The sequence below is a fragment of the Streptomyces sp. NPDC059371 genome, from assembly GCF_042751995.1.
Classification (GTDB): domain Bacteria; phylum Actinomycetota; class Actinomycetes; order Streptomycetales; family Streptomycetaceae; genus Streptomyces.
Genome location: NZ_JBHYXD010000002.1, coordinates 78,568 through 102,741 on the forward strand (window position 1 = coordinate 78,568; position 24,174 = coordinate 102,741).

19 protein-coding genes are annotated in these 24,174 nt (G+C 72.3%); 10 read left to right on the forward strand and 9 right to left on the reverse strand.

Going from position 1 to position 24,174, the window contains the following annotated elements; genetic code table 11:
• A partial coding sequence (locus tag ACFXGX_RS01615) for a FadR/GntR family transcriptional regulator (RefSeq protein ID WP_384783522.1) occupies positions 1-768 on the forward strand: 768 nt, incomplete at its 5' end.
• Entirely contained in the window at positions 725-1,504 is a 780-nt protein-coding gene (locus ACFXGX_RS01620; RefSeq protein ID WP_384783524.1) for a cache domain-containing protein, read from the forward strand. The genes ACFXGX_RS01615 and ACFXGX_RS01620, both read left to right, overlap by 44 nt.
• A gap of 73 nt (positions 1,505-1,577) precedes the next feature.
• Here ACFXGX_RS01620 and ACFXGX_RS01625 read toward each other — a convergent pair whose 3' ends face one another.
• Entirely contained in the window at positions 1,578-2,237 is a 660-nt protein-coding gene (locus ACFXGX_RS01625; RefSeq protein WP_384783526.1) for a hypothetical protein, read from the reverse strand.
• Between the two features lie 271 nt (positions 2,238-2,508).
• On the opposite strand from ACFXGX_RS01625, the gene ACFXGX_RS01630 reads away from it, so the two are divergent.
• The 3 genes from ACFXGX_RS01630 to ACFXGX_RS01640 are packed head-to-tail and all read left to right on the forward strand — an operon-like array spanning position 2,509 to position 4,980.
• The gene (locus tag ACFXGX_RS01630) at positions 2,509-3,165 is read left to right on the forward strand and encodes a helix-turn-helix domain-containing protein (RefSeq protein WP_384783528.1); all 657 of its coding nucleotides are present in this window, start codon (positions 2,509-2,511) and stop codon (positions 3,163-3,165) included.
• A gap of 32 nt (positions 3,166-3,197) precedes the next feature.
• The gene (locus tag ACFXGX_RS01635) at positions 3,198-3,728 is read left to right on the forward strand and encodes a toxin-antitoxin system, toxin component (RefSeq protein ID WP_384783808.1); all 531 of its coding nucleotides are present in this window, start codon (positions 3,198-3,200) and stop codon (positions 3,726-3,728) included.
• A 13-nt stretch (positions 3,729-3,741) separates the two neighbouring features.
• The gene (locus tag ACFXGX_RS01640; protein ID WP_384783529.1) at positions 3,742-4,980 is read left to right on the forward strand and encodes an MAB_1171c family putative transporter; all 1,239 of its coding nucleotides are present in this window, start codon (positions 3,742-3,744) and stop codon (positions 4,978-4,980) included.
• A gap of 29 nt (positions 4,981-5,009) precedes the next feature.
• On the opposite strand, the gene ACFXGX_RS01645 is transcribed toward ACFXGX_RS01640, so the two are convergent.
• Positions 5,010-6,053, reverse strand: a complete 1,044-nt coding sequence (locus tag ACFXGX_RS01645) for an alpha/beta fold hydrolase (protein ID WP_384783531.1) — start codon at positions 6,051-6,053, stop codon at positions 5,010-5,012.
• A 255-nt stretch (positions 6,054-6,308) separates the two neighbouring features.
• On the opposite strand from ACFXGX_RS01645, the gene ACFXGX_RS01650 reads away from it, so the two are divergent.
• Positions 6,309-6,539, forward strand: a complete 231-nt coding sequence (locus ACFXGX_RS01650; protein ID WP_384783532.1) for a hypothetical protein — start codon at positions 6,309-6,311, stop codon at positions 6,537-6,539.
• Positions 6,540-6,641: 102 nt separating this feature from the next.
• Here ACFXGX_RS01650 and ACFXGX_RS01655 read toward each other — a convergent pair whose 3' ends face one another.
• A complete protein-coding gene (locus tag ACFXGX_RS01655; RefSeq protein WP_384783534.1) occupies positions 6,642-7,364 on the reverse strand; it encodes a 4'-phosphopantetheinyl transferase in 723 nt (240 codons plus the stop codon).
• Positions 7,312-8,220 (reverse strand): metallophosphoesterase family protein, encoded by a 909-nt coding sequence (locus tag ACFXGX_RS01660; RefSeq protein WP_384783536.1) that lies wholly within the window; start codon positions 8,218-8,220, stop codon positions 7,312-7,314. The genes ACFXGX_RS01655 and ACFXGX_RS01660 overlap by 53 nt, the downstream gene beginning before the upstream one ends.
• A gap of 251 nt (positions 8,221-8,471) precedes the next feature.
• Between ACFXGX_RS01660 and ACFXGX_RS01665 the strand changes: the two genes are divergently transcribed.
• Complete coding sequence (locus tag ACFXGX_RS01665) at positions 8,472-9,764, forward strand: ATP-grasp domain-containing protein (RefSeq protein ID WP_384783538.1); 1,293 nt, start codon at positions 8,472-8,474, stop codon at positions 9,762-9,764.
• A 167-nt stretch (positions 9,765-9,931) separates the two neighbouring features.
• The gene (locus ACFXGX_RS01670) at positions 9,932-11,614 is read left to right on the forward strand and encodes a carbohydrate binding domain-containing protein (protein WP_384783540.1); all 1,683 of its coding nucleotides are present in this window, start codon (positions 9,932-9,934) and stop codon (positions 11,612-11,614) included.
• A gap of 86 nt (positions 11,615-11,700) precedes the next feature.
• On the opposite strand, the gene ACFXGX_RS01675 is transcribed toward ACFXGX_RS01670, so the two are convergent.
• The 4 genes from ACFXGX_RS01675 to ACFXGX_RS01690 all read right to left on the reverse strand — a co-directional run bounded on the left by ACFXGX_RS01675 (position 11,701) and on the right by ACFXGX_RS01690 (position 18,324).
• Complete coding sequence (locus tag ACFXGX_RS01675; RefSeq protein ID WP_384783541.1) at positions 11,701-14,457, reverse strand: bifunctional YncE family protein/alkaline phosphatase family protein; 2,757 nt, start codon at positions 14,455-14,457, stop codon at positions 11,701-11,703.
• A 4-nt stretch (positions 14,458-14,461) separates the two neighbouring features.
• Positions 14,462-15,847, reverse strand: a complete 1,386-nt coding sequence (locus ACFXGX_RS01680; protein ID WP_384783543.1) for an ABC transporter permease — start codon at positions 15,845-15,847, stop codon at positions 14,462-14,464.
• A complete protein-coding gene (locus ACFXGX_RS01685; RefSeq protein WP_384783545.1) occupies positions 15,844-16,785 on the reverse strand; it encodes an ABC transporter ATP-binding protein in 942 nt (313 codons plus the stop codon). Before ACFXGX_RS01685 ends, ACFXGX_RS01680 begins: the two co-directional genes overlap by 4 nt.
• Before the next feature lie 201 nt (positions 16,786-16,986).
• Positions 16,987-18,324 (reverse strand): 6-phospho-beta-glucosidase, encoded by a 1,338-nt coding sequence (locus tag ACFXGX_RS01690; RefSeq protein ID WP_384783547.1) that lies wholly within the window; start codon positions 18,322-18,324, stop codon positions 16,987-16,989.
• Between the two features lie 357 nt (positions 18,325-18,681).
• Between ACFXGX_RS01690 and ACFXGX_RS01695 the strand changes: the two genes are divergently transcribed.
• Positions 18,682-20,349, forward strand: a complete 1,668-nt coding sequence (locus ACFXGX_RS01695; RefSeq protein WP_384783549.1) for a histidinol-phosphatase — start codon at positions 18,682-18,684, stop codon at positions 20,347-20,349.
• A 302-nt stretch (positions 20,350-20,651) separates the two neighbouring features.
• Entirely contained in the window at positions 20,652-21,419 is a 768-nt protein-coding gene (locus tag ACFXGX_RS01700; RefSeq protein ID WP_384783810.1) for an IclR family transcriptional regulator, read from the forward strand.
• A 19-nt stretch (positions 21,420-21,438) separates the two neighbouring features.
• On the opposite strand, the gene ACFXGX_RS01705 is transcribed toward ACFXGX_RS01700, so the two are convergent.
• A complete protein-coding gene (locus tag ACFXGX_RS01705; protein WP_384783551.1) occupies positions 21,439-24,147 on the reverse strand; it encodes an FAD/NAD(P)-binding protein in 2,709 nt (902 codons plus the stop codon).
• Positions 24,148-24,174: the final 27 nt, after the last annotated feature.

A 24,174-nucleotide genomic window follows, 5' to 3' on the forward strand; every position in this document is an offset into this window, starting at 1 on the left:
AGCGCCCAGCGCGCCCCCCGCGTGCCGCGGCGCCGCGCTTCGGCCAGCGGCCCGCCCGCCCGCCCCCGCCGCCCCCCCCCCCTGCCGGGGGAGATGGAGCTGGCCGGTCAGCTCGGCGTGTCCACGGTCACCCTGCGCGAGGCACTCATGGCCCTGAGGCAGCAGGGGCTGGTCACCACACGGCGCGGACGCGGCGGCGGCAGCTTCGTCTCGCTTCCCGAAGTCCCGGGCGAGGAACGGCTGCTGGCCCGGCTGGCGGGCTGGAGCACCGAGGAGCTGCGCGACCTGGGCGACCACTGGGCGGCCCTGTCCGGGGCGGCGGCCCGGCTCGCGGCGCAGCGGACCGAGCCGGACGACCTCAAGGCCCTGCGGCGCACCCTGGACGACCTGTCGGCCGCCGGGGACGGCGCTGCCCGCAGCCGCGTCTACGGCCGCTTCCACGTCGAACTCGCCGCGGCGGCGCAGTCCGCCCGGCTGACGCGTGAGCAGGTCGTGCTCCAGACCGAAGTGGGCGCGCTGATGTGCCTCGTGCTCGGGGACGACGAATATCGTGAAGAAGTCGCCGACCGTCACCGCTCCGTAATCTCGGCCGTGCAAGATGGGGCCCACGAATCGGCCAGAGCACTGGCCGAGCGGTGCGTGGTGGACTCGACGGCGCGGCTCATCGCCCTGCGCCTCCAGATGCCGCGTGCCATGTCAGGTCCGCGTCCACTGGAGGGCACCGATGCGCAGGAGCCCCGGACCGGCCGGCGCGACGGCGACGCTTGACGTCTCCGCCGAGGCGGCCGTCGCCACGCAGGTCCGCCGCACGCTGGAAGCCGTCTTCGACGCGGTCGCCGACACCCGGGCCGACGCGGCCGCGCTGCTCACCCGCGTCGCCGCGGCGGGCCGCCGCCCCGCGACGGTGGACCTGGCGGCACTGCGCCCGGGACTCCATCTGCGGCTCACCCGGCAGGAGTTGGTGTCGGGCGCCGGTTTCGTGGCGGCACCGGGCCTGCTCGGTGACGTACCGGCGTGGCTGGAGTGGTGGCAGCAGGGTTCCGACGGGAGCGTACGACCGCTGCTGCTCGACCTCGATCCGGCGCACTCCGCGTACTCGGACTACACGCACTGGGACTGGTTCGCCCTCCCCCGCGACACGGGGCAGCGCGCGGTCGCCGGGCCCTACGTCGACTACCTCTGCTCCGACGAGTACAGCCTGACGCTGTCCGCGCCGGTCCAGGTGGAGGGCCGGTTCGTGGGGGTCGCCGCGGCCGACGTGTATCTGCGGCACTTCGAGCAGGCGGTGGTCCCGCTCCTGCAACGGCTGCCCGGAGCCGCCTACCTGGTGAACGCCCGGGGCCGGGTGGCCGCGTCGGCGGACCCCGCGCATCTCGCCGGTTCCCTCATCAAGGGGCCCGACTTCGCGGCCGTGCTGGCGGCGGCCCGCGGCACCCGCCACGAGGACATGCGGCTCGTCCCCTGCGAGGGCGTGCCCCTCGTCCTCGTGATGCCGGCCGGCTGAACAGGCCGATCCGTCCCCCGGGGGCCGCGTCCCCCGAGAACTCTCAGCACTCCAGCCGACGGGTCAACGCGCGTCACACGACACGAAGCTCCGCCGCGCCGTTGCGCGTCTTGCGTGCCCTGCCCGGTCCGCCCGTGACCGGCCGGGCCGCGTCGCGCAGCACCAGGGTGATCCGCGAATACCCCATGTCCTGAAGCGCCTTGGGGGTCTCGTCGACGATCCGGCAGTCCGTGGCGCCCCAGCGGGGATCGGGGTGGACCAGCGGGCGCACGGCCCCGTCGTGCTCGACCCCGCGCGGTCCGACGGCCTCGATCCAGTGCGGCAGGCCGTGCCGGTAGGCGGCGTCCATGATCGGGTCCTGGGCGATGTCCCGGCGGATCGCCTGGAGCCCGCGGTCCTGGCCGTTGCGCTCCACCGCCGAGGCGAAGTGCGCGAGCATCGGCAGGCACCAGCTCGACTCGTGCTCACCGAGCACCGACCCCGCGTCCGGGTGGAACAGGACGAAACGCAGGAAGTTGTCGCCCGGCATGGCGGTCGGATGCGCGCCCACGCCGGCGAAAAGTGTCTCGAACGCGTCGTTGGACAGCACGACGTCCCAGCGGCGGTCGAACACGAAGGAGGGGAAGGGCACGGCCTCGAGAAGCGTGGCGTAGTCCTGGAGGTACGCCTGCGCTTCGAGACTCTCGGGGACAGGTCGCGGCTGGGACCGCTGCCTTCCTGCCTGGTACGCCATCGGGAGGTCACCCCTCTTGCCTCTGCGGCCTTCACGCGGCGCCCCGATCCTGCTGCCCCGGGGACAGGCGTGTCAACTATCGTGGCATTTGGCGCTTGTTGACGGCTGAATCTCGCCACAGTTGTGGCGAGGCCTGGATGTGAGTTCGAGCGACCGGCTAGGCTCCGGTTGGTCCCCGGTCTTCTGCTGCCGGGATGGTTCCTGACCCTCGTGTCCACATGGTTCCCGAACTTCGTGAGAGCCACCTGAGAGAGACGTAGGAGATCTGTCGGTGACGGATGGCTTCGAAGTTCCGTGCGCCACGGCGACGGTTCTGCTGCAGGCCGTCGTGGCCAGGGTCACCGCACTCGCCGGCCGGCTCGGCGTGCCGCAGGCCGAAGTCTTCGACGTCCGGCGGCTGTCGGCCGAGTCCGGTGTCCCCGAACCTGTGGCGAAGGCCCTGCTGAGCGGTCGCCCGGCGGGCGAACCCGACCTGCAGGCACGCTTTCTGCAACGCCTCGACCTGCTGCGGCGCACCCGGCTCAAGCCCAACGGCCGCCGCTACACGCAGCAGGAGATCGCGGACGGTGCCGGTATGTCCCGCCAGCAGGCGGGCGCCCTCATCAACGGCGACCGGCGTCCCACCATGGAGCACTGCGACGCCATCCAGCGCTTCTTCCGGGTGCACGCGGGATTCCTCACGGCCGAGGACTCCGAAGCGCTCGTGGGCGCGCTTCAGCGGTCGGAGCAGGAACTCCTGCAGCGTCTCGCCGACCGCGCACGCGCCGCGGCCTCGGTCGCCCACGATCCACTCGAACGGCTGCTCCTCGACCACGGCGTCCGCGGAATCGCCTGGCGGGCCGCCCAGTTGCCCACCGACCAGCACCGGGACAAGGTCGCGGAATGGCTGGACATGCTCCTGGAGAGCGTCAAACGGCCAGAGTCGTGAGCCGGGGGAGATCAGTGGGCATCGGAAGGGAAATGCGCCGCCTGTGCGGCGAACTCGTCTCGGAGCTCTCGCTCCCGGCACCGGCGGCACCCGCCGACCTCTACACCGAGCTGTGCGGCTCGATGAGCCGGCGCCGGGGCCGTCCCGTCCAGTTCCGTACGGCCGCGTTCCCGCCCGGCACCGCCAGCGGACTGTGGCTCGACATGGCCGAACAGGACCTGGTCGTCATCGAGGAACGCACCGCGCCCGACCACCAGTTGGTCATCCTCGGTCACGAGCTGTGGCACATGAAGGCCGGGCACTGCAGCCATCACGTCGAGGGCGCCGCCGTCGCGGCGCGCTTACTGAACGACGGGGCCGACCTGCAGGCCACCGTCCTGAAAGTGGCGGCGCGCACCCGCTTCGATCGCGCCGACGAGCAGGAGGCCGAAAGCTTCGGACTCCTGCTCGCCAGCAAGTGCCGGACGTGGCTGGCCGGTTCCTCACTGCGCGGCCCGGTGCAGCGGCACGGTCTGGCCGGCCGGATCGAGGCCTCCCTGGGCTGTCGCGGGCCGCGAGGCTGAAGGTCCCGGGGGCATGGACGGATCCAGCTACTACATCCCGGCCGTCGCCATGGGCGCGGCGATCGCGTTCAAAGGGCCCTCGCTGCTGCGCGGCTGGCGCGATCCGCTGCTGCGTTCCGTGGGCGTACTCCTCGCCCTCGCGGGCCTGGTGTTCCTCTTCGCGGCCCCGCCGACCATCGCGGCCGTCAACGACGCCACCGGGATAGCCAACGTCTCGGCCCCCCTCGTCTACTGCCTGCTGAGCGCCTACAGCGCCTCCTGTCTGGTGCTGATCATCAACTGGCGCGGCGGGCCGCCCGAGGTGACCCGGCGGCTCTCCCGCCGCTGGATCCTCGGGTACACCGTGGTCGGCGTGGCGCTGGTCGTCCTGTTCCTCCTCGGGGACGCCTCCGTCGAACGGCTGCGCGACCTCGACACGTACTACGCCAACACGCCCTTCATCCGCGAGATGATCGTCCTCTATCTCGCGTCGCTGACCGTCGCCGGTGTCGCGATGAACTTCATGTGCTGGCGCTGGGCGATCCAGGTCCGCGGCCGGCTGCGCGCCGGGCTGGTGATCATCGCCTTCGGGTCGCTGTGCAACATCCCTTACTCCGCAGCCAAGTTCACCGCGGTCGTGGCCCGGTGGAACGACACGGACCTGGACGGCCTCAGCACCAATGTGGCCCCGCTGCTGGCCTCGGCCGGAGCGCAGATCACCGCGGTCGGCTTCTGTCTCCCCCTCGCCTGGCGGCGGGTCGAGGACGTCTGGAACACCTGGTCGGCCTATCGCCGGCTCGGGCCGCTGTGGCGGGAGCTGAAGCCGGTCGCCGTGCCGGAGGACCGCGCGGTGCGCATGTCCTGGTGGACGCCCGCCGAACTCCAGGTCACCCAGCGGGAGTCCGACATCCATGACGGCATGCTGAGCCTCTACCCCTACTTCGACTCCGCCGTGCGCTCCCGGGCGTTCGGGGCCGCGGTCGCGGCGGGCTCCTCCGCCGCCGAGGCGCACGCCGAGGCCGACGCGGCGATGGTGACGGTCGCGGTGCGGGCCCGGGCCGCCGACCCTGAGGGCCGTGTCATCCGGTCGGCGGAGACGGCGGACCCGCAGCCCGTGACCGGGTCCGGGGCCGCGTCCGCGCAGACCGACGGCCGCCGCGACCTCGTCCGCATGTCCGACGCGCTGCGTCACTCGCCGGTCGTCGCGGCCGTCCGGGGCCGGGCGGACGCGCCGACCGGACCGGAGAACGGCGCCCGCGAACGAACCGGCTGACCCCGCTCCGGCGTTCCCCGGGCCGGCCCTCAGGTCGCGCTGCGTTCGCTCGCCTCGCGCAGGTCCCGTTCCAGCGAACGGTTCCGGGCGGTGTCCGGCTGCCCCGCCGCCGTACCCGGGCGTCCGGCGCGCAGCAGCTCGCGCCAGCGCTCGCGGCTCCAGTCGGCCGGACTGGTGGTGGTCGTGAACTCCTCGACCAGGGCGAGAAAACGCGCCGGATCGCTGTGGAACGGGAAGTGGCCGGCTCCCTCGAAGATCTCCAGACGACTGCCCGGCATGGCCGCGTGCGCCCCATGGGCGTGCCGCACCGGCACCACGCTGTCCCGGTCTCCCCAGAGCAGCATGGTGGGCATGCCCTCGGTGAGATAGCAGCGGTCGAGCATGGTGACCGCCTGGCCGCGCCAGTCGACCACGGCCCGCAGGGTCCGGACGAACGCGCTGCGGGAGGTCGCGTCGGGAAGCGCGTCCACGAGGTGCACCAACTCCGGTGCGTCCTGGGCCAGATCGGCGTCGAGCAGCCGCATCAGCCGCAGGAAGAGACCCACGTTCAACCGCATGCCGGGCAGGCGCAGCAGGGACAGCATCAGATGCGCGCCCGGCAGCGACACGGCACGCAGGACGGGGTTGACCTCGCCGCCGACTCCGCCCGCGCTGACCAGGATCAGCCGCTCGGTGCGCTCGGGGAACTGGTAGGCGAACTGCATCGCCACTCCCCCGCCCAGCGAGTGCCCGACCAGTGTGGCGGACTCGATGTCGAGCGTGGCCAGCAGATCGCGCACGCCGTTGGCGTAGGCGGCCACCGAGTAGTCGGCGCGCGGCTTGTCGGAGGCGCCGTGACCGAGCAGGTCGGGCGCGATGACGGTGTGGGTGCGGGCGAGGTCGGGGATCAGCTCCGCCCAGGTCGCCGAGGAGTCGCCTATGCCGTGGATCAGGACGAGCGCCGGGCCCTGTCCCGCCATCCGGTAGGCACGCCGGTAGCCGTGCACGAGGCGGTGATGCAGACGCAGTTCTCCGTCACCGACGGAACGCAGTCGCGCGGTGCGCCGCGGCTGCCGGGGCTGTACGTCGACCACGGGCCGGACCTCCCGTTCCCAGGCCGCCGTGAGGGCGGCACCCGAGCCGCCTTCGCGGCGGCCTGCGAGGCCGTCCCGCGGGCGGCCCCAGACTCTTCCCTCCAGCGTAGGGGCCCTGTTCCACCTAGGGTTTCCGTGAGGTTTCGCCTCCGCTAAGCGGGCGAACCTCCCCGGCCGGAAACCGGATTGTCAGTGGCGGGCGGCAAGCTGGAGTCAGGACCAGTGTCACGACAAGCCGACCAGGGGAGCCGTCCGATGCCGACAGCCGTACTGACCGACCACGAACGCGCCGCCGTACAGGCCTATCTCCGCCTCCTCCAGACGGTACGAGCGGCTTTCGACGGCCCGACGGACGGCGGCAGGCCACCCATGGTCCCGCCCGCCGTGCTCGCCGAGACGGAACGGGCCCTGAAGGCGGCCGGCCTCGCGGGCAACGAGGACGCGTTCTTCGAACTGCTGCACTCCTGGTGCCCGGATCCGGGCTGACCGCCCGCAGGCGGCTCCGGGGCAGCGGCCGGGTGGTGGCCGGGTGGTGGCCGGGTGGTGGCGGCGTACGGTTCGGAGGCCCCGGGCGGTGGCGTCGTACGGTCAGAAGGCGGACGGCCCCGGCGACGGGACCGGTCCGGTGTGCGGGACCGTGACCGCGCTCGCGACCAGGCCGCGCCGTACGGTCCAGCGGCCCGTGAGGACCTGGACGGGAATCCCGTCCACCACGGGCCCCGGAACCAGGAGTTGAGCGCTCAGGTCTCCCGAGAGGCCGTCCGTGACGGGCGTCGGGTCGAGGGAGATGGTGATGTCCGCGCCGGAGAAGTCGAGCCACTTGCCGGTGAGCGGGAACCACGCCTTGTAGACCGACTCCTTGGCGCTGAACAGCAGCCGGTCCCAGTGGACGGCGGGGACCCGGGCGGCGAGCCGGTCCAGACGGTCCGACTCCCCGGGCAGGGCGACGGCGTCCAGGACGTCTTCGGGGAGCGCCAGATGGGGTTCGGCGTCGATGCCGAGGGAGGCGAGATCGCCGGCACGGGCGAGCGCGGCGGCGGCGTAGCCCTCGCAGTGCGTCATGCTGCCGATGACGCCCGCCGGCCACTGCGGGGCACCGCGCTCGCCCGGCAGCACGGGCCCGGGGGCCACACCCAGCTTCTCCATGGCACGCCGGGCGCAGACGCGCACGGTGGCGAACTCGCGGCGACGCTTGCCCACGGCACGGGTCAGGACCGCCAGTTCCTCGGGGTACAGACTCGCGTCCCCGGCCGGTTCGTCACCGTGGTTCTCCACGGCCACCACCGACTCCGGAAGCAGTTCCTCCATCACCGGCTTTGACCTCCATGGGCAGAATGCGGCGCAGCGTGCCCGGCGGTTCCGGTCGCGTACGCCATTCTCGCGGATAGCCCACCGACACCTCTTCGAACCGGACACCCTCGTGCCAGGTGGTCCGGGGGATGTGCAGGTGTCCGTAGACCATGGTCTCCACGCGGAACCTGCGGTGCCAGTCGGCGGTCGCCCGCGTACCGCACCACATGGCGAACTCGGGGTGCCACAGGACGTCCATCGGGTGGCGGTCCAGGGGGTAGTGGTTCACCGGGACGACCGGCATGCCCTCGGGAATCTCGGCGAGTCTGCGCTCGGTCTCGGCCACCCGGGCCCGGCACCAGTCCTCGCGGCTCGGATACGGGTCGGGGTGGAGCAGGTACTCGTCCGTGCACACGATGCCGGTCCCCTCGGCGTACGCGAGCCCCTCGGCCTTGGTGGCGCATCCCTCCGGCAGGAAGGAGTAGTCGTACAGCAGGAAGAGCGGGGCGACGACGGCGGGGCCGCCCGGACCGTTCCAGACGGGGTAGGGGTCCTCGGGGGTGACGACGCCCAACTCCCGGCACAGGGCCACCAGATGCTCGTAGCGGGCCACGCCGCGGAGCTGGACCGGATCCTTGGGATGGGTCCACAGCTCGTGGTTGCCGGGCACCCAGACGACCTTCTCGAAGCGGTCGCCGAGCGTCCTGAGGGTCCACCGGATGTCTTCGACGATCTCTCCGATGTCGCCGGCCACCAGGAGCCAGTCCCGGTCCGTCTCGGGGCGCATGTTCTCGACCAGGGCGCGGTTCTCGGCGTAGCCGATGTGCAGGTCGCTGATGGCCAGCAGATTTCCGGCACCGCCGTCTGTCGGCCGCACGCGCCACCCCCGTAGAAAGCGAATACCGACACAACAGCACACGCTCCCGCCGCCGGACAAGGAGGCCCGGTCGGGCAGGCGGGCGAATCCGTAACATCCCCGTAGCAGCATCGGGGTCCCGCGACCCTTATGATCGCCCCAACACCTCCGATCCAATCTGCTTTCGCATGCGACGGTTCGGTGTACCTCCCCTCCCCCTGGCCGGGCCCGGCCCGCTCCGCCGTGCCCGCGAACCCCGAATGGTGGCTTGCATGGGCTCTCGCGTACGCGTCTGGCTCAACCGCACGTACGCGGAGAACGTGTTCTTCATGGACCAGCTGCGAAATAACCCGCAGCACCGCGCGGTCGAGATCCACGCCACCCACGGTGACGCCGACTCCCCCGTCCTGGCCGCCGCCGACACCGCCGAGCCGGAGCCCGAGGGCCTGTCGCCGCGCGCCTACGTCGAGTACGCGCTCGACATGTGCGCACGCCGTTCCGTCGACGTGTTCGTGCCGGTCCTGCACCAGGACGCGATCGTGGCGCAGCGCGCCGAGTTCGCGGCGCTCGGGACGGCGCTGCTGGCGCCGCCGGCGGAGGCGGTCGCGGTCTTCCACGACAAGGCCGTCGCCTACCAGGCCGTGGAGGCCGTGGGCATTCCGGTTCCTCCGTGGTACCGCGTGCGCACGGTGGAGGAACTCATGACGGCGGTCGAGGAGTTGGAGGCCGCGGGCCAGCGGGCCTGCTTCAAGCCTGCGGCCGGGGCGGGCGGGGTGGGCTTCCGGGTGATCACCCGTACCCCCTTCTCGATGATGCACCTCAATGGCTTCCCGAGCGCGTACGTCCCCCTGGATCTGGTGGTGGAGGCGCTGCGCACGTCCGACGAGCCCGTCGACTGGCTGGTGATGCCGCACCTCGGACAGCCGGAGGTGTCCGTGGACTGCCTCACCGGCCCTGACGGCCGGGTCCGCATGGCCATCGGCCGCACCAAGAACGGCCGTCGTCGCGGATTCACCCTCGACGACGCGTGGATCGGGCCGGCCCGGCTGCTCGCCGAGGCGTTCGGGCTGCACTATCTGTCCAACATCCAGTTCCGCATGTACGGCGACGAGCCGGTACTGATGGACGTGAACACGCGTCCGGCTGGCGGGCTGCACCAGATCGCCCAGTGCGGGGTCAACGCCCCTTGGGCGGCGGTGCAGTTGGCGCTGGGCGAGGAGACGGGCGAAGTGGTCCCGCCGTTCCTCGGACCGGACTACACCGTGGTCGCGGGACTGCGTCCGGTGCGTCCGGTGTCGCTGCCGGCGCAGCGAACCGAGCCGGGCGTGCCCACCCTGTCCGCGATGCCGGCGCAGGCCACGGAACCGGCGTCCCCGCAGCCCGTACAGTCCCCGCTGCCCGTACACCCCGTGCAGTCGATGCAGTCCATGCAGTCGGCACCGTCCGTACAGCCCACGCAGTCCGCGCAGTCCGTGGCTTCGGTGCACCCCGCGCCGGTCGAGGCGGCCGCCTCCGCCGTTCCGGCCCAGTCCGCGGCCGCCACCGCGGCGATCGCCCCCGCCTAGGCCCCGCCCGCGACCCGGCCGGGGCGGCCGGGTCACGCACTCTCCCTTTACCGGTCTGGACCAATTCCCGCGCAGTGTCTTGACAGCGCGATTGGTCCATACCAACTTGGTTGCGCACCTCTCTGCACTCCCGAACACCCCCATATCTCCAGGGAGATCGCGTGCGCATGACCATCCTCAGACGTTCCAGACATCGTTTCCTCGCCCTGCTGGGCACGGCCGCGCTGGCCCTCGCCGGCGCGGTCGCCCTGCCGGGTACCGCGGAGGCCGCCAACATCCTGTCCAACCCGGGATTCGAGACCGGCGGCCTCTCCCCCTGGTCCTGCTCCGGCAACCTGGGATCGATCGTCTCCAGCCCCGTGCACGGGGGCTCCAAAGCCCTTGCGGGGGCGGCGAGTTCGAGTGACAACGCCCAGTGCACCCAGACCGTCTCGGTCCAGCCGAACACGACGTACAGCCTCTCCGGCTGGGTGCGCGGCAGCTATGTCTACCTCGGTGTGGACGGCGGTGCCTCGACCTGGACGACGTCCCCGTCGGCGTACAGCCAGCTCACCGTCTCCTTCACCACCGGGGCCTCGCAGACCAGCGCCAAGATCTACGTCCACGGCTGGTACGCGCAGGGCACCTACTACGCCGACGACATCAGCCTCGACGGTCCCGGCGGCGGTGGCGGGTCCGACACCCAGGCACCGACCACGCCCACCAGCCTGACCTCCACCGGCAAGACGTCCTCCAGCGTGTCCCTGTCGTGGGGCGCGTCGAGCGACAACGTCGGCGTCACGGCGTACGACATCTACAGCGGCTCCAACAAGGTGCTCAGCGTGTCGGGCACGAGCGGCACGGTCAGCGGGCTGTCGGCGAGCACCGCCTACTCGTTCACCGTCAAGGCACGTGACGCGGCCGGGAACACCTCCGGGGCATCCAACTCCGTGAGTGTCACGACGAGCGCGGGCGGCGGAGGCGGCACGGGCTTCAAGCAGGCCGCTCCCTATCTGTACGAGGGCTGGGGCGATCCCCCGAACCCGACCACGGTGATGAGCGCGACCGGGATCAAGTGGTTCACGATGGCGTTCGTGCTCGACTCCGGCGGCTGCAACCCCGCCTGGGACGGAAGCCGGGCGCTGACCGGCGGTGTCGACCAGACGGCGATCAACCAGATCCGTTCCGCGGGCGGTGACATCGTTCCGTCGTTCGGTGGCTGGCAGGGCAGCAAGCTCGGCGCCAACTGCTCCTCGGCGAGCGCTCTCGCCGGTGCGCTGCAGAAGGTGATCGACGCCTACAGCCTCAAGGCGATCGACATGGACATCGAGAACACCGACGAGTTCGAGAACGAGGCCGTGCAGGCCAGGATCCTGACCGCGCTGAAGACCGTCAAGGCCAACAACCCCGGCCTGAAGACGATCGTCACCTTCGGCACCTCGACGACCGGCCCGACCTACTACGGCAACCGGCTCATCGAGCAGGCGCAGTCGCTGAACGCGAACATCGACGTCTTCACCATCATGCCGTTCGACTTCGGCGGCGGCTCCGACATGTACGGCAACACGGTCAACGCGACCGAGGGGCTGAAGACCAAGCTGAAGTCGACGTTCGGCTGGGACGACGCCACGGCCTACTCGCACATCGGCATCTCCGGCATGAACGGACTGTCCGACCAGCAGGAGAACACGACTCCGGCGATCTGGACCTCGATCCGTGACTGGGCGAACAGCCACCACATCGCCCGGCTCGCCTACTGGTCGGTCAACCGCGACCGGTCCTGCCCCGGAGGCGGCGTGGTGAGCAACTGCTCCGGCATCAGCCAGAGCACCTGGCAGTTCACGTCGATCACGGCCGGCTTCACGGGCTGACGTCGACGGAGTGAACACGGCGGGCCGCCCGGGGAATCGGGGCGGCCCGTCGCGTCGTGCTCACGCCCCTCACACACCTCCGTGCGTCAGCCGTCGGACTCCGACGACGGGAGGTAGGCGCCCGGCACGTCCTGCGGCGCGAAGATCCGGTGCTCGCCGGGGTACGGCCGGGTCCACCCGTGCGTCTGGTACCAGGTGAAGTGGTTCATCTGCGCGGGGTTGGCGAAGTCCGGAACGGCGTTCGGCCCGCTCAGCCGCTGACGCGACTTCCAGGTGTCCCACTTCGCCGCGAGCGCCCGCTTGTCCGCCGGAACCTTCGCCGACGGCACGGGCGCCGCGGCGGGATTCTGGGGCGCCGGGGTGTCGAGACCGCAGGAGGGCGCGGTCTTGAGGCCGTCGGTCAGCGAGGTCCGGTTGGGCAGCGCCGTGAACGGCGTGTAGTCGGGGTGCCGGGTGAAGGCGGCGCGCATCGGAGTGGCCGCGCTGTCCTTCTGGTTCATGGGGTGGACGCCGAGGATCTGCTCGATGGTCCGGATCAGCGTGATCTGCGAGTAGTAGTGACTGTCGACGACGCCTCGCCGGGCCCAGGGGCTGATGATCTGGATCGGCGCGCGGTGGCCGTCGACGTGGTCGAGGCCGGCCTGGGAGTCGTCCTCGACGACGAAGACCGCCGAGTCCTTCCAGTACGCGCTGTGCGAGATCTCGTCGACGATCCTGCCGGTGGCGAGGTCGTTGTCCGCGACCTGGGCGACCGCGTTCGCGGGACCGCCGGTGTGGTCGCTGGAGAGCCAGAACATGTTCAGGTTCGCCGGACCGTTCTTCTCGAAGTCACGCTTCCAGATCTCCTCCCGGTAGATGTCCGGGACGCTGGTGTCGAACTTCGCGAAGCCGTGTACGGACACGTCGTTCAGCGACGGGATCGGCGAGGACGAGTTCAGTGTGTACGCGGTGTCCTGTCCCGTCGACGTCATGTTCCGGGAGTCGCAGTACAGGTTCTGCCAGGTGGCGCCGGCCGGCTTGGTGAGGAACTGCTGGAACTCGCCGAAGTCCCGGGCCGAGTTGCCCGCGGCCTGCGCGCCGGTCCACAGGAAGCCGGTCCGCTGGTGGCCCAGGGCGTCGTCCTCGGTGTCGTAACTGCGCGCGTACTCACCGGCCGATGACTCGGTGTACTCCGGATCGTCCGCCTGCATCAGCCAGTTGTGGCCCTCGGCCGAGTTCGTGCCGATGTCGTACGTGTTGTCGTACAGACCGAACTGCCGTGCCATCGCATGCTGGTTGGGCGTCACGTTCTCGCCGAACTGGGCCAGCGACGGGTCACCGTTCCCCTCCGGGATGTCCCCGAAGACCTGGTCGTAGGTGCGGTTCTCCTTGACGATCAGGAAGACGTGCTTGATCGTCGAGGGCTCGCCGAGCCGTTGCGGGACGGGCACCGGCTTCGCGTGGCTCCTGCCCCCGGACCGGGCGACCGAGCCGCTGGTCCAGCCGTTCTGCCGGAAGACCTCGGCCGTCCGGGCCCGGACCACGCTGTCGTCGGGCAGGGTGAACCGCTGCACGCTCGACGTGGTGTCGTGGGTGCCGTGCCCGGCGGCGGTGGTGGTCCGGCGGGCGTCGACCCCACGGGTGTTGGAGACCACGACGTCCTTGCCGACGGCGGCGATCTCGGCGGGGAAGTAGTCCGTCGGGAGCAGGCCGATGTACCGGACCGGGTCCTGCGGCGACCGGTACCGGTAGACGGCCACGGCGTTGGCGCGGCCGAGCGTCACCAGCAGGTGCCCGTCGTCGGTGAGCGTCACCGCGTCGGGCTCGTAACCCACCGAGGCCTCGGGCCACGGCTGGGTCGCGATGGTCTGGACGACCTTGTTCCTGGCGGTGTCGATGACCGACACGTCGTTGGTGGCGGTGTTGGTGACGAACAGCGCCCGGCCCTTGGCGTACAGCGCGGTCGGGTGCAGGCCCACCGGGATGCTCGTGACGGCGGCGGCCGGATCCGCCGGATCGATGACGCTGACCGTGCCGGTCGTGGTCGCGGCGGTGACCGGGTCCGCGGGCACCTGGGTGTCGTACGAGTTGATGGTGGTGTCGCCCTCCCGCGCCGGGCGCCCGCCCTCGTTGCTCACGTAGAGCTTGCCGCCCACCTCGGCCAGACCGCGCGGGGCGTTGCCCACGTTCCAGCTCTGCCGGACGGTCCCGGTGGCCGCGTCGATGGCGACCACCCGGTTCTGTCCGTTGACCGCGGAGTACACGGTGGTGCCGTCGGAGGAGAACACCGCCGCGCCCACGAGCGCGTGCCTGGGCCCGTCCGCGGCGATCGGGACGAACACCGGGCTCGTGACGCCGCCGTCCGCGTTCACGGTGAACCGGGTGTAGCCGTCGGTCTGGCCGAGCCAGAGCTGTGAGCCGTCGGGCGAGTACGTCGGGCCTTCCTGGCCCACGCTGTTGCCGCCGATGCGCGGGACGGAGGACGCGGAGCTGCTGACGAGCTGCTGCACCTTCCAGCTCTTCAGGTCGACGATCGACAGGGCGCTCCCGCCGTCGGTGACCGAGGCCGCGAGATGGGTGCCGTCCGGACTGACCGAGGACGACATGATCTTCCCGTTCTGGACGACCAGCCGGTCGCCGTACGGAGCGATGTACTGGTCGCTGGAGACGACCTGGCCGCGATCGGTGACCTGGCCGACCTGGTCGGTGCCGAACTGACGTGTCTGGGCGAACGCGGCCCCCGCCGCGACGAGGGCGAGCGCGCTGATGCCCGCCGTCACCAGAGGTATGCGTCGTCCCGTGTACCCGCGAAGCGGGCTCCAACGCCCGTTCTCCGCACTCCGTCGGCGACGTGTCACGTGCATGGAGTCATCCCTTCGAGGTGGCGAGCAGGTCGACGTCACCGTCGAACTGCCACAGCGGGTTCGGTGCGTCCCCGGCCGGTGTGCGGACCAGGAAGTAGCCGTTCACCTCCTTCGGTCCGTCGCCGTCGGCCATGAAGCGGCCGTCCGGGGTGATGTCGAGCTGGTAGACGGCCGTGCCCACGCCGTCGACGCCGGGAAGGTGCCAGGTGATGACACAGCGCCAGTCGTTGCCCGGCCCCTCGGCGGCGACCTTGACGCTCCCCTTGTCACAGGTCGCCGTGGCCCTGAGCTGCGCCTCGGTGACGGCCGGGCGGTTGAGCTCGCTGGTCTGCAGCCGGTAGAGGTGGGCGAACGCCGTCGCGGCCGAGCGCTGCACCTTGTCCTGTTCGATGCCGGAACCCGTGGCCCCGGTGGTGAGCCCGATGGCCGCGGCGGTCACGGCGGCCAGTCCGACGAGCGGCAGAACGCCTCCCGTGACCGCGCCGCGGCCCGAGCCGTCGTGCGCCGCGTCGGTGAAGTCCCGCCGCATGAAGAGCAGATAGGCAGACACGGTCGCGGTCGCCGCCCACGACAGGCTGACGAGGACACCGATCAGGAGCGGGCCGAGCTGTGCGGGGCTGGTGAACAGACCGCTCCAGGCGATGAAGGCGTAGCTGGGCAGGGCGAGTCGCACGGCGACGGGGAGCGGCATCATCTGGGCGAGCTGCATCGCGAGCGCGACCAGCGCCGGCAGCAGCAGTCCCATCGGAGAGCGTCCCAGCGTGACGGACCCGAGCAGTCCCACCGCGGCGAGGGCCAGGGTCGGGGCGAGGACGCAGAGCCAGGCGAGCAGGACCTTGCCGGCGGCGTCCGCCGGGGTCAGCAGGTGGCCGTCGAGGCCGACGAGCGGATGGACGCCGATCGCCACGGCCCCGCCGGCCGAGCTGGAGGCGACCAGTCCGGCCACGAGCAGCAGGACGACCGTGAGGCCGGCCAGGGTCTTCGCGACGAAGATCCGGCGCGGCGACCGGATCGCGACGAGCAGATGGCGCCAGGTGCCGAGCCGGTCCTCGGAGGCGAACACGTCACCGGCGACGACCGAGGTCAGCAGCGGGAGCGCCCAGGTGCCCGCGAAGCCGAGCATGACCAGCGGTCCGGCCCATCCGGTGGCGTGCATCCAGCGGCCGAAGAGGGTGTCGACGGGGAGCGTGCTCTGTTGGCCGACCGCGGCGACGAAGAGCGCGGGCACGATCCAGCAGGCGAGGACCAGCAGCCGTATCCGCCACTGGGAGACGAGTTTGACCAGTTCGAAGCGGTAGACGCGGCCGACCGGCACACGGGGGGCGGCGGCGCCGTCCTCGTCCGGGCCCGGCGCTTCGGGGCCGGCGTCCTCGGCGACGGTCGTGGTCATCCGCCGGTCTCCTTCTGCTCGGTGAGGGCGAGGAACGCGGCTTCGAGGGGCGACACCACGGGGGCGAGCTCGCGCAGCGCGACGCCCGCGCCCACGAGCCGAACCACCAGTTCGTCCACGGCGGGCACCAGCGCGCGTACGACGAGCACGTCGGCGGCGTGCCGTGGTGCCGCGTCGTCGACGACCCGGATCCCGGCCGTCTCCAGGGCCAGCGAGCGGGCGGCCGCCGGGTCGGAGGTGAGCAGCCGGTAGTCGAGTTCACGGCTCTCGGCGGCCAGCTTGCCCAGCGGGCCGCTGAAGACGACCCGTCCGGTCGCGAGAATGGTGACCTCGGAGCACAGGGCCTGGAGATCGTCCATGCGGTGGCTGGAGAGGACAACCGCGGTCCCGCTCGCGGCGAGCCGGTCGAGCACACCGTGCACATGGCGCTTGCCCGCCGGGTCGAGGCCGTTGGAGGGTTCGTCGAGCACCAGCAGCCGGGGCTCGGTGAGCAGCGCGGCGGCGAGGCCGAGCCGCTGACGCATCCCCAGGGAGTAGCCGCGGGCCGGGTCGTCGGCGACATCGGTGAGCCCGACCTGGCCGAGCACGTCGTCGACGCCCGCCGACCGCGCGCTCCGGCCGCGGAGTGCGGCCAGGGCGGCGAGGTTCTGCCGGGCGGTGAGCGAGGGGTAGAGGCCGGGTCCGTCGACGAAGCCGGCGACACCACCGGGGGCGGCGAGCGCCCGTCCGACCGGGGTGCCGAGGATCTCCAGGCGGCCTTCGTCGGCGACGGCCAGGCCCAGCAGCAGACCGAGCAGGGTCGTCTTGCCGGCGCCGTTCGGTCCGACCAGGCCGTGGATCTGACCGCGTGCCACATCCAGATCGACGCCGTCGAGTGCCACGACGTCGCCGAAACACTTGGTCATCCCGCGAGCCCGGACGGCGAGGGGTCTGTCCATGGGTCCCTTCCTTCGAAGCACTCGACGCACTCGAAGCACTCAGGGACCTTAGGGACGCTACACAACGCGGGCACGGACAGCCGGCTGAACACGCGGGGAACGGATCGTCAAGGCGTCGGCAAGTCCGGTGCGCGAAGCGGGCGTCATCGGGAGGGGCCCGGCACCGCCCGCCCGCGCCCGGTCCGGCTCGCTCGCTCGCGCCTAGGCCAGATAGGCGAGGCCCGGGTGTACGGACGTGTAGCCGTCGACGAGCGCGTGCGCCACGTTGACGGAGTCGACGAGGGGGTGCAGGGCGAAGGCCTTCACCGCGGTCGTACGGGAACCGGACTCGGCGGCGGAGAGCACCTCGCGTTCCACCGCCTTGACCGCGCACACCAGTCCGGTGGCGTGCCCCGGCAGCGGGTCGACGGCCACGGGATGCGCCCCGTTGGCGTCCACCAGGCACGGCACCTCGATGACGGCCTCGGCGTCGAGGACGCTCAGGGTGCCGCGGTTGCGGACGTTGAGGATCAGGGTGGTCCGTTCGTCGCGGGCGATCGCCCGCATCAGGGCGAGCGCCACCTTCTCGTAGCCGCCGGAGAGGTCGTCCTCCTCGCGTTCCCCGGCACCGGCGGCGTCCCGGTTCTCCGCCATGTACGTGGCCTCGCGCTCGGCCCGGGTGCTGTCCCAGGAGGCCAGGGCCGCCGCCTCCGGATGCTTCATCTCCTCGTAGAAACCGGCCTGTTGGTCGCGCAGGAACGCGCCGCGTGTCTTCTCGGCCCGCTGGTAGGCGCGGACGGTCTCGCGGTTGAAGTAGTAGTAGTGCAGGTATTCGTTGGGGACGGCGCCCAGGGACCGGAGCCACTGCGGGCCGAAGAGCCGGCCCTCCTCGAAGGAGCCGAGCAGTTCGGGATCGGCGAGCAGGCGCGGGAGTTCGTCGCGGCCGGCGACGCGCAGGCCGCGTACCCAGCCGAGGTGGTTGAGCCCGACGTAGTCGATCCACGCCTCGCGCGGGTTCGCGCCGAGGACCTTGGCGATCCGGCGCCCGAGGCCGACCGGCGAGTCGCAGATGCCGATCACGCGGTCACCGAGGTGACGGGACATGGCCTCGGTCACCAGTCCGGCCGGGTTGGTGAAGTTGATGACCCAGGCGTCGGGCGCGAGCCGGGCCACCCGCCGCGCGATGTCCACGGCGACGGGCACGGTGCGCAGACCGTACGCGATGCCGCCGGCGCCGACCGTCTCCTGGCCGAGGACCCCCTGGGCGAGGGCGACGCGCTCGTCCGCCGCCCGGCCCTCCAGACCCCCGACGCGGATCGCGGAGAAGACGAAGTCGGCGCCGCGCAGGGCCTCGTCGAGGTCGGTGGTGACGGTCACCTCCGGTGCGTCCGGTTCCCCGGCGGCCTGCTCGGCGAGCACGCGGGCCACGGCGGAGAGCCGTCCCGCGTCCAGGTCGTGGAGCACGACCCGCGTGACGCGGCCCTCGGCCCGGTCCCCGAGGAGTGCCCCGTACACGAGCGGGACACGGAATCCGCCGCCGCCCAGAATGGTCAGCCTCACGCAAGTACCACCTTCGCAGTTCGTACGGTGCCTCAGGCCGCGCGGCGAGGTAGCACGCCACGACCGACTGTCTCACCCCTGTCTTCCGGGAGCAGCGTGCCATCGCGCGCACGCCCCGGTCCGTCACCGCCACGTCGAGTCCCCCGGCGAGGGAACTCACGTCCCGACCGACTCGGCGGCGCGCGGCGGACCTGCCCGCCACGGGGCCGCCATCGACCCGACCCCGGGGCTTCAGAACGGCTTCATCCGGCGGCCCGGGGACCACGCCATTCTCCGACGCGTGAACGACGGAAGATCCGCCGGGCGCGCGTTCCCGCCCGGTCGTCCTCGCCCCACCGACCCAGGGACCCCACGACCATGACCGAGCAGCAACTGCCCGTCTGGGCCGATCCGTCCGTCTCCCCCACCGCGCTGGATCCGCAAGGCCTGTCACGGCGCGGACTGCTGCGCGGCGCGGGCCTGTTCGGGGCGGCCTTCGCGGTCGGCTCGCTCAGCACGCCCGCGGCGGCGTCCGGAAGACGCCACGGCGGCAGCGACCCGCGCCTCGCCTATCTCGTGGGCGACCACCACATCCACTCCGTGTACAGCCACGACGCGAAGTACACGTTCTCCCAACTCGCCCGCGCCGGAGCCGAGTACGGCCTCGACTGGATGGTCTTCAACGAACACTCCAACTTCGGTCACGCCTCCTACGGCGCGGAGCTGGAACACCAGGAGATCCTCAGGGCCCGTGCCGCGAACCCGCGTCAGCTCATCTTCCAGGGGCTGGAGTGGTACATCCCGGGCGCCGAGCACGCCACCGTCTTCGCGGCGCCGGGCCCGCACGAGGTGGACCTTCTCACCCGCTTCGAACTCGCCTACGACGGCAAGCTGCTGGGCTACACGGCGGGTTCACCGGCCCACCCCGACACAGCCCGCAACGAGGGGCACGCGGTCAAGGCCATCCAGTGGCTGGCCGAGCAGCGCCGTACCGGATATGTCGACGACGTGCTGGTCCTCGCCAACCACCCGTCACGCCTCGGGATCGACTCCCCGCACGAGATGCGCGCGTGGTGCGACGCGGCCCCCGAGATCATGATCGGCATGGAGGGCGCGCCCGGCGCCCAGGGCGGCGGCATCCCCGGCTGGGTGGGGTCGGGCCAGCAGCGCGGCGAGTACGTCAACAAGCCCTCGGAGAACTCCTTCACCGGCTACCCGGAGGGCGCGTACGTCCTGCACGGCGGCTTCGACTGGATGACGGCGACGGTCGGCGGCCTGTGGGACGCGATGCTCGCCGAGGGCCGGCTGTTCACGATCACCACCAACTCCGACGTGCACCGCGTCGTCTTCGACACATGGCGGAACGGCGACTGGGCGCCCGGAGCCGACTTCGACAACACCGGGCACGTGCCCGACCCCGTGAACACCGGGACCCAGCAGCCGGGCGGAGACTTCTGGCCCGGCCAGTTCAGCCGCACCCATGTCGGCGTGACCCGCTACGGGCACCGCTCCGTGATGGCGGGCCTGCGCGCCGGCCGGGTCTGGCTGGATCACGGCCATCTGCTGGACGGACTCGAGGTCCGCCTGAAGCGGGACCGCGACCTCGGGCCGGGCGTCACCCTGGGCGGCCGGCTCCGCGCCCGCGAGGGTGACAGGCTCACTCTCTCGGTCACCGTGACGACGGCTTCGCGCCCCAACCCCCACGGCATCCTGCCGGAGTTGGCGCATGTCGACGTGATCCGCGGTGCGGTGCGCGGCCCGGCGGTTGACCGCGACGCCTGGCGGGCTCCCGACACCCGGGTCGTCCGGACCGAAGACGTGAGCGGCCGCCGGGGGACGTACACCCTGCGCATACCGCTGACCGCCGGGGACGAGGACTTCTACATCCGGCTGCGCGGCAGCGACGGCAACAGGAACGGCGCCGGGTACCTCGGTGCGGCGGTCGACCCGCACGGCCCGATTCCGCACGTACCCGGGAACGGTGACCCGTGGGTCGACACATGGTTCTACTCCAACCCCGTGTTCGTCGCGGTGGAAGGATGCTGATGAAGCGTCGATCGTGAACTGTCACAAGCCTGTCGGGCGCGCTCTCGATCGGCTTGAGCACATCGCCGACGACGGCGGGGGAACCGGTGCGGACCGACGATTGTCACCGTCCGGCCCCTACGGCATGGTGGGTGACCACGCCCGAAACCACCCCGTCGGGGGACAGACCGCGGGGAGCCGTTCATGTCGGACAGCCGGCGCGCCGCGGAACACCGCCGAGGAACGCCCGTGTCGCCGTCGAGGAGCCATGGACACGCGGCCCGCACGCGGACCGCTCGCGGACCGGCCGGCGGGCCGGGCCCGTGACGGCCCCGTCCGCCTCCGGCCGCCTCCTCGCCGTGCTCGGCGCCTTCGACCACGAGCACACGGCGCTGTCCCTGACGGACATCAGCCGCCGGGCCGGTCTCAGCCTCACCACGGCGCACCGGCTGGTGGCCGCGCTCTCCGGGTGGGGCGCGCTGGAGCGGGACATGAACGGCGTCTACCACGTGGGCCTGCGCCTGTGGGAACTCGCGGCGCTCGCCCCGCGCGGCCTCGCGCTGCGCCAGACCGCCCTGCCGTATCTGGAGGACCTGTACGAAACGACGCACGAGAACGTGCAGTTGGCGGTCCGGGACGGCGCCGAGGTCGTCTACACCGAGTGGATCTCGGGCCGTTCCTCGGTCGGGGTCCGCATCCAGGTCGGCGCCCGCTGGCCGCTGCACGCGACGGGTGTCGGGCTCGCGCTGCTCGCGTGCGCGGAGGCCGCCTTCCAGGACGCCTACTGCGCCGGGCCGTTGGCCGCGTACACCCCGTACACGATCACCGATCCGGTCCGCCTGCGCCGCGTTCTGGCCGAAGTACGCCGGACGGGCGTCGCCGTGAGCAGGCGTCAGGTGACGGAGGACGCCCTGTCGGTGGCCGCGCCGGTGCGTGGCGCGGACGGCTCGGTCGTCGCGGCCGTGTCGCTCGTCGTGCCCGAGGCCGAGGCCCGGGTACCGGCGTTGATCCCGGCGGTGCGTCTGGCGGCGCGCGGAATCTCCCGGGCCCTCGGCTGGCGTCCGGCACCCCGCGCGGAGCCCGGCGCCTGACGTGCGCGCGGGCAGGCCCTCAGTCGGGCAGTGCCGCCAGCAGGCGCCGGTCGCGTGGCGCGTGGCCGCGGTCGAGGCGGGTGTCCAGGAGGCGCCGGGCGGCCTCGCAGCGGCCCGCCGCCACGAGGGCGTACAGCAGTGTCTCCTCGACGACCTCGCGCTGGGCCGCGCTGCCGCCGACCCGGGCGAGGACCGGCAGCAGGGCGTCGAGCCCCCGGGCCGCTTCGTGGAAGCGCTCCTCGACGAGCGCGGCGAGGGCCTCGCACAGCGGGACGACGACCTCCCGCTGCACCGGATCGGCGCCGGCCGCGGGGTCGCGCAGCCGGCGCAGTCCCGCCATGTCACCGGCGGCGGTGAGCGCGACGGCGGCGTGCAGCGCGGTGAAGGCGGTCGCGGGCCGTTCCACGATCTCGCGGGCGACGCTGTCGAGCACGTCCGCCGCCGGCACCCGGCCCCGCCAGCTGTCGCTGATCCGGGCGCGCCACAGCAGCGACCCCGAGTCGACCAGGGCGCGTACACCGGTCACCCGTCCGGGCGCGAGCTGGGCGAACCAGCGTCGGCGGACGGCGGCGGGATCGTCCAGGGCCAGTTCGTGCAGGGCGATGTGCCAGGAGAAGTGGGCACGGTGGACGGCGCCCCGTCCGTGCCCGGACACCCAGGCGTCCAGCCAGTCACGGCCGGACTCGTGGGCTCCCGACTCGTAGTGGACGTGGGCGAGGGCGTGCACGGCGTGGCCGGAGGCGGGCTCGGCGTCCAGCGCGCGACCGGCCAGCTCGGCCGCCTCGTCGTGGCGACCCTGGTCCTGGCGCAGGAAGGCGAGGAGCGAGGCCGGGAACCAGTGACCGTCGTAGGCGGGCAGGGAGCGCTCGACCAGGTCCGACGCGTGGGTGGTGTCGAAGTCGTTGACGCCGGAGAAGGCGATGGTGGGCACCGCCACGGCGAGCGCCAGCGCGTCGGCTGGGTGGGCGGCCAGATGCCCGAGCAGGGTACGGGTACCGGTGTCCGGGCTGTCGCCGTGCACGCGCCTGCTCACCACGTCGACGAAGGAGCGTTCGCGCGCGTCGGCCCGTTCCCGCGCGCACCGCTGTGCGTCGGCCAGTGCTCGCGGTACGTCGACGTCGGCGCCGCACTCGTGGCCGAGCAGGGCGAGAGCCGCGTGCCCGAGCGCGAAGCCGGGGTCGAGGGCGACGGCGCGCGCGAAGGCGTCCTCGGCGCCGCCCCTGACCTTGAGGACGCGTTCGAGGCCGGTGCGGTGGGCGGCCGCCGCCTCGGCATGGGTGGACAGCGGGAGCCCGTACGCGTCGAGGGGCCGGCGGCGCGTGGGACGTCGCCGGGGAGTCAGGGGCGCGAGCAGCTGCTCGGCCAGTTCGGCGGCCTGGACCCGGATCTCGGGGATCGCGGTGGTCTCCCACAGCTCACCGCGGCGTGGAGCGCCCAGGGTGAACACCGCGAGCCCGGCGCTGCCCTCGGCGTCGAGGAGCCGGCCCTCACGGGTCGTGACACCGAGGCCGAGCGGGCCGGGCACGGCGGCGCCCGTGTCGAACAGCGAGGCCCACAGGGGGTCTTCGGGGCGCGGACCCGGTCCGGTGCAGTCGATCACCCAGCCTGCGGCGACGCGCCGCCCGTCGGAGAGCGTGATCAGCTCGGAGCCGTCCGGGCGGGCGACGGCGTCGGTGATCCTGCCGGTGTGGACACGCAGGCGGCGGGCCGTGCGGGCGCGGTCCAGCGACTCGGCCGTCGTCGGGGCCATCCGGTGCCGGTGGGTGTTCCAGAGCGCGCCCTCGCCGCGCAGGAAGGCGGCGCGTTCCTCGGGTGTGAGGCTGCGCCACAGGTGCGCGGTGTGCGGGCGCAGGCTGTCGAGCGCGGGACGCCAGTCGCCGTGGGCGCGCAGGGCGCGGCCGATGTGGCGGTAGACGGCCCGGCGCAGCGTGGACAGGGTCGGCGCGTCGAGCCCTTCGGGCGGGACCATCGCGGGTGCGGGATCGAGGGCGTGCGGCTGTGGCAGCAGTCCGGTGCGCGAGACGGCGTGGACGGTGCGTCCGGGGCGGTCGAGGCTGAGCGCGAGGTCGACGGCCGTGAGCCCGGTGCCCACGAGCAGGACGTCGTCGCTCGCGCCCGTTCGCGCGCGGTCGGCGGGTTCGGCGAGCGGTCCGTCGAGCGCGCCGGGCACCCAGGGTGAACCGATGAACCGTCCGGAGGTACGGAGTCGGGGCGGGGCCCAGGCACTGGTCGTGGCGGCCGGTCCGGTGGCGAGGACGACGCCGTCGGCGACGAGGCCGCGCCCGTCGGCCAGCCGCAGCTCCAGCCCTCCGTCCGGGACGGGGACGCAGGCCTCCGCCCCGGTGCGCAGCCGGCGCACGGTGACCGTGCCGTGGGCGTGGACGATCGCCCGGGCCAACGTGTCGGCGAGGTAGGCGCCGTACCGGTAGCGGGTGGCGAAGTCGGCCGCCCTGACGGTGGGTTCGCCGTGCCGGCACAGCCAGCGGGTGAAGTGGCCGGGGTCGTCGGGATAGCAGCTCATGCCGCCCGCGGGCACGTTCAGCCGGTGCCGGGGATCGGTGGTGGCGTACGCGGTGCCGCGCCCGGCTTCGGGGGCGGGGTCGACCAGGAAGAGGTCGAGCGGGGTGCGGCGGCGGGTCGCCGTCTCGCAGAGCTGCACGGCGGTGAGCGTGCCGGCGGCACCCACTCCGACGATGGCCAGGGTGTGCCTCTCACGGGCTGGACTCACTGATGCCTCCGGCGTGGGTCGTCGCGG

What these genes read in the sequence shown, in the direction of transcription:
- ACFXGX_RS01620 (WP_384783524.1), top strand. Translation starts at nt 725, where the DNA reads ATGCGCAGGAGCCCCGGACCGGCCGGCGCGACGGCGACGCTTGACGTC.
- ACFXGX_RS01625 (WP_384783526.1), bottom strand. Translation starts at nt 2,237, where the DNA reads ATGGCGTACCAGGCAGGAAGGCAGCGGTCCCAGCCGCGACCTGTCCCC.
- ACFXGX_RS01635 (WP_384783808.1), top strand. Translation starts at nt 3,198, where the DNA reads ATGCGCCGCCTGTGCGGCGAACTCGTCTCGGAGCTCTCGCTCCCGGCA.
- ACFXGX_RS01640 (WP_384783529.1), top strand. Translation starts at nt 3,742, where the DNA reads ATGGACGGATCCAGCTACTACATCCCGGCCGTCGCCATGGGCGCGGCG.
- ACFXGX_RS01650 (WP_384783532.1), top strand. Translation starts at nt 6,309, where the DNA reads ATGCCGACAGCCGTACTGACCGACCACGAACGCGCCGCCGTACAGGCC.
- ACFXGX_RS01665 (WP_384783538.1), top strand. Translation starts at nt 8,472, where the DNA reads ATGGGCTCTCGCGTACGCGTCTGGCTCAACCGCACGTACGCGGAGAAC.
- ACFXGX_RS01670 (WP_384783540.1), top strand. Translation starts at nt 9,932, where the DNA reads ATGACCATCCTCAGACGTTCCAGACATCGTTTCCTCGCCCTGCTGGGC.
- ACFXGX_RS01675 (WP_384783541.1), bottom strand. Translation starts at nt 14,457, where the DNA reads ATGCACGTGACACGTCGCCGACGGAGTGCGGAGAACGGGCGTTGGAGC.
- ACFXGX_RS01680 (WP_384783543.1), bottom strand. Translation starts at nt 15,847, where the DNA reads ATGACCACGACCGTCGCCGAGGACGCCGGCCCCGAAGCGCCGGGCCCG.
- ACFXGX_RS01685 (WP_384783545.1), bottom strand. Translation starts at nt 16,785, where the DNA reads ATGGACAGACCCCTCGCCGTCCGGGCTCGCGGGATGACCAAGTGTTTC.
- ACFXGX_RS01695 (WP_384783549.1), top strand. Translation starts at nt 18,682, where the DNA reads ATGACCGAGCAGCAACTGCCCGTCTGGGCCGATCCGTCCGTCTCCCCC.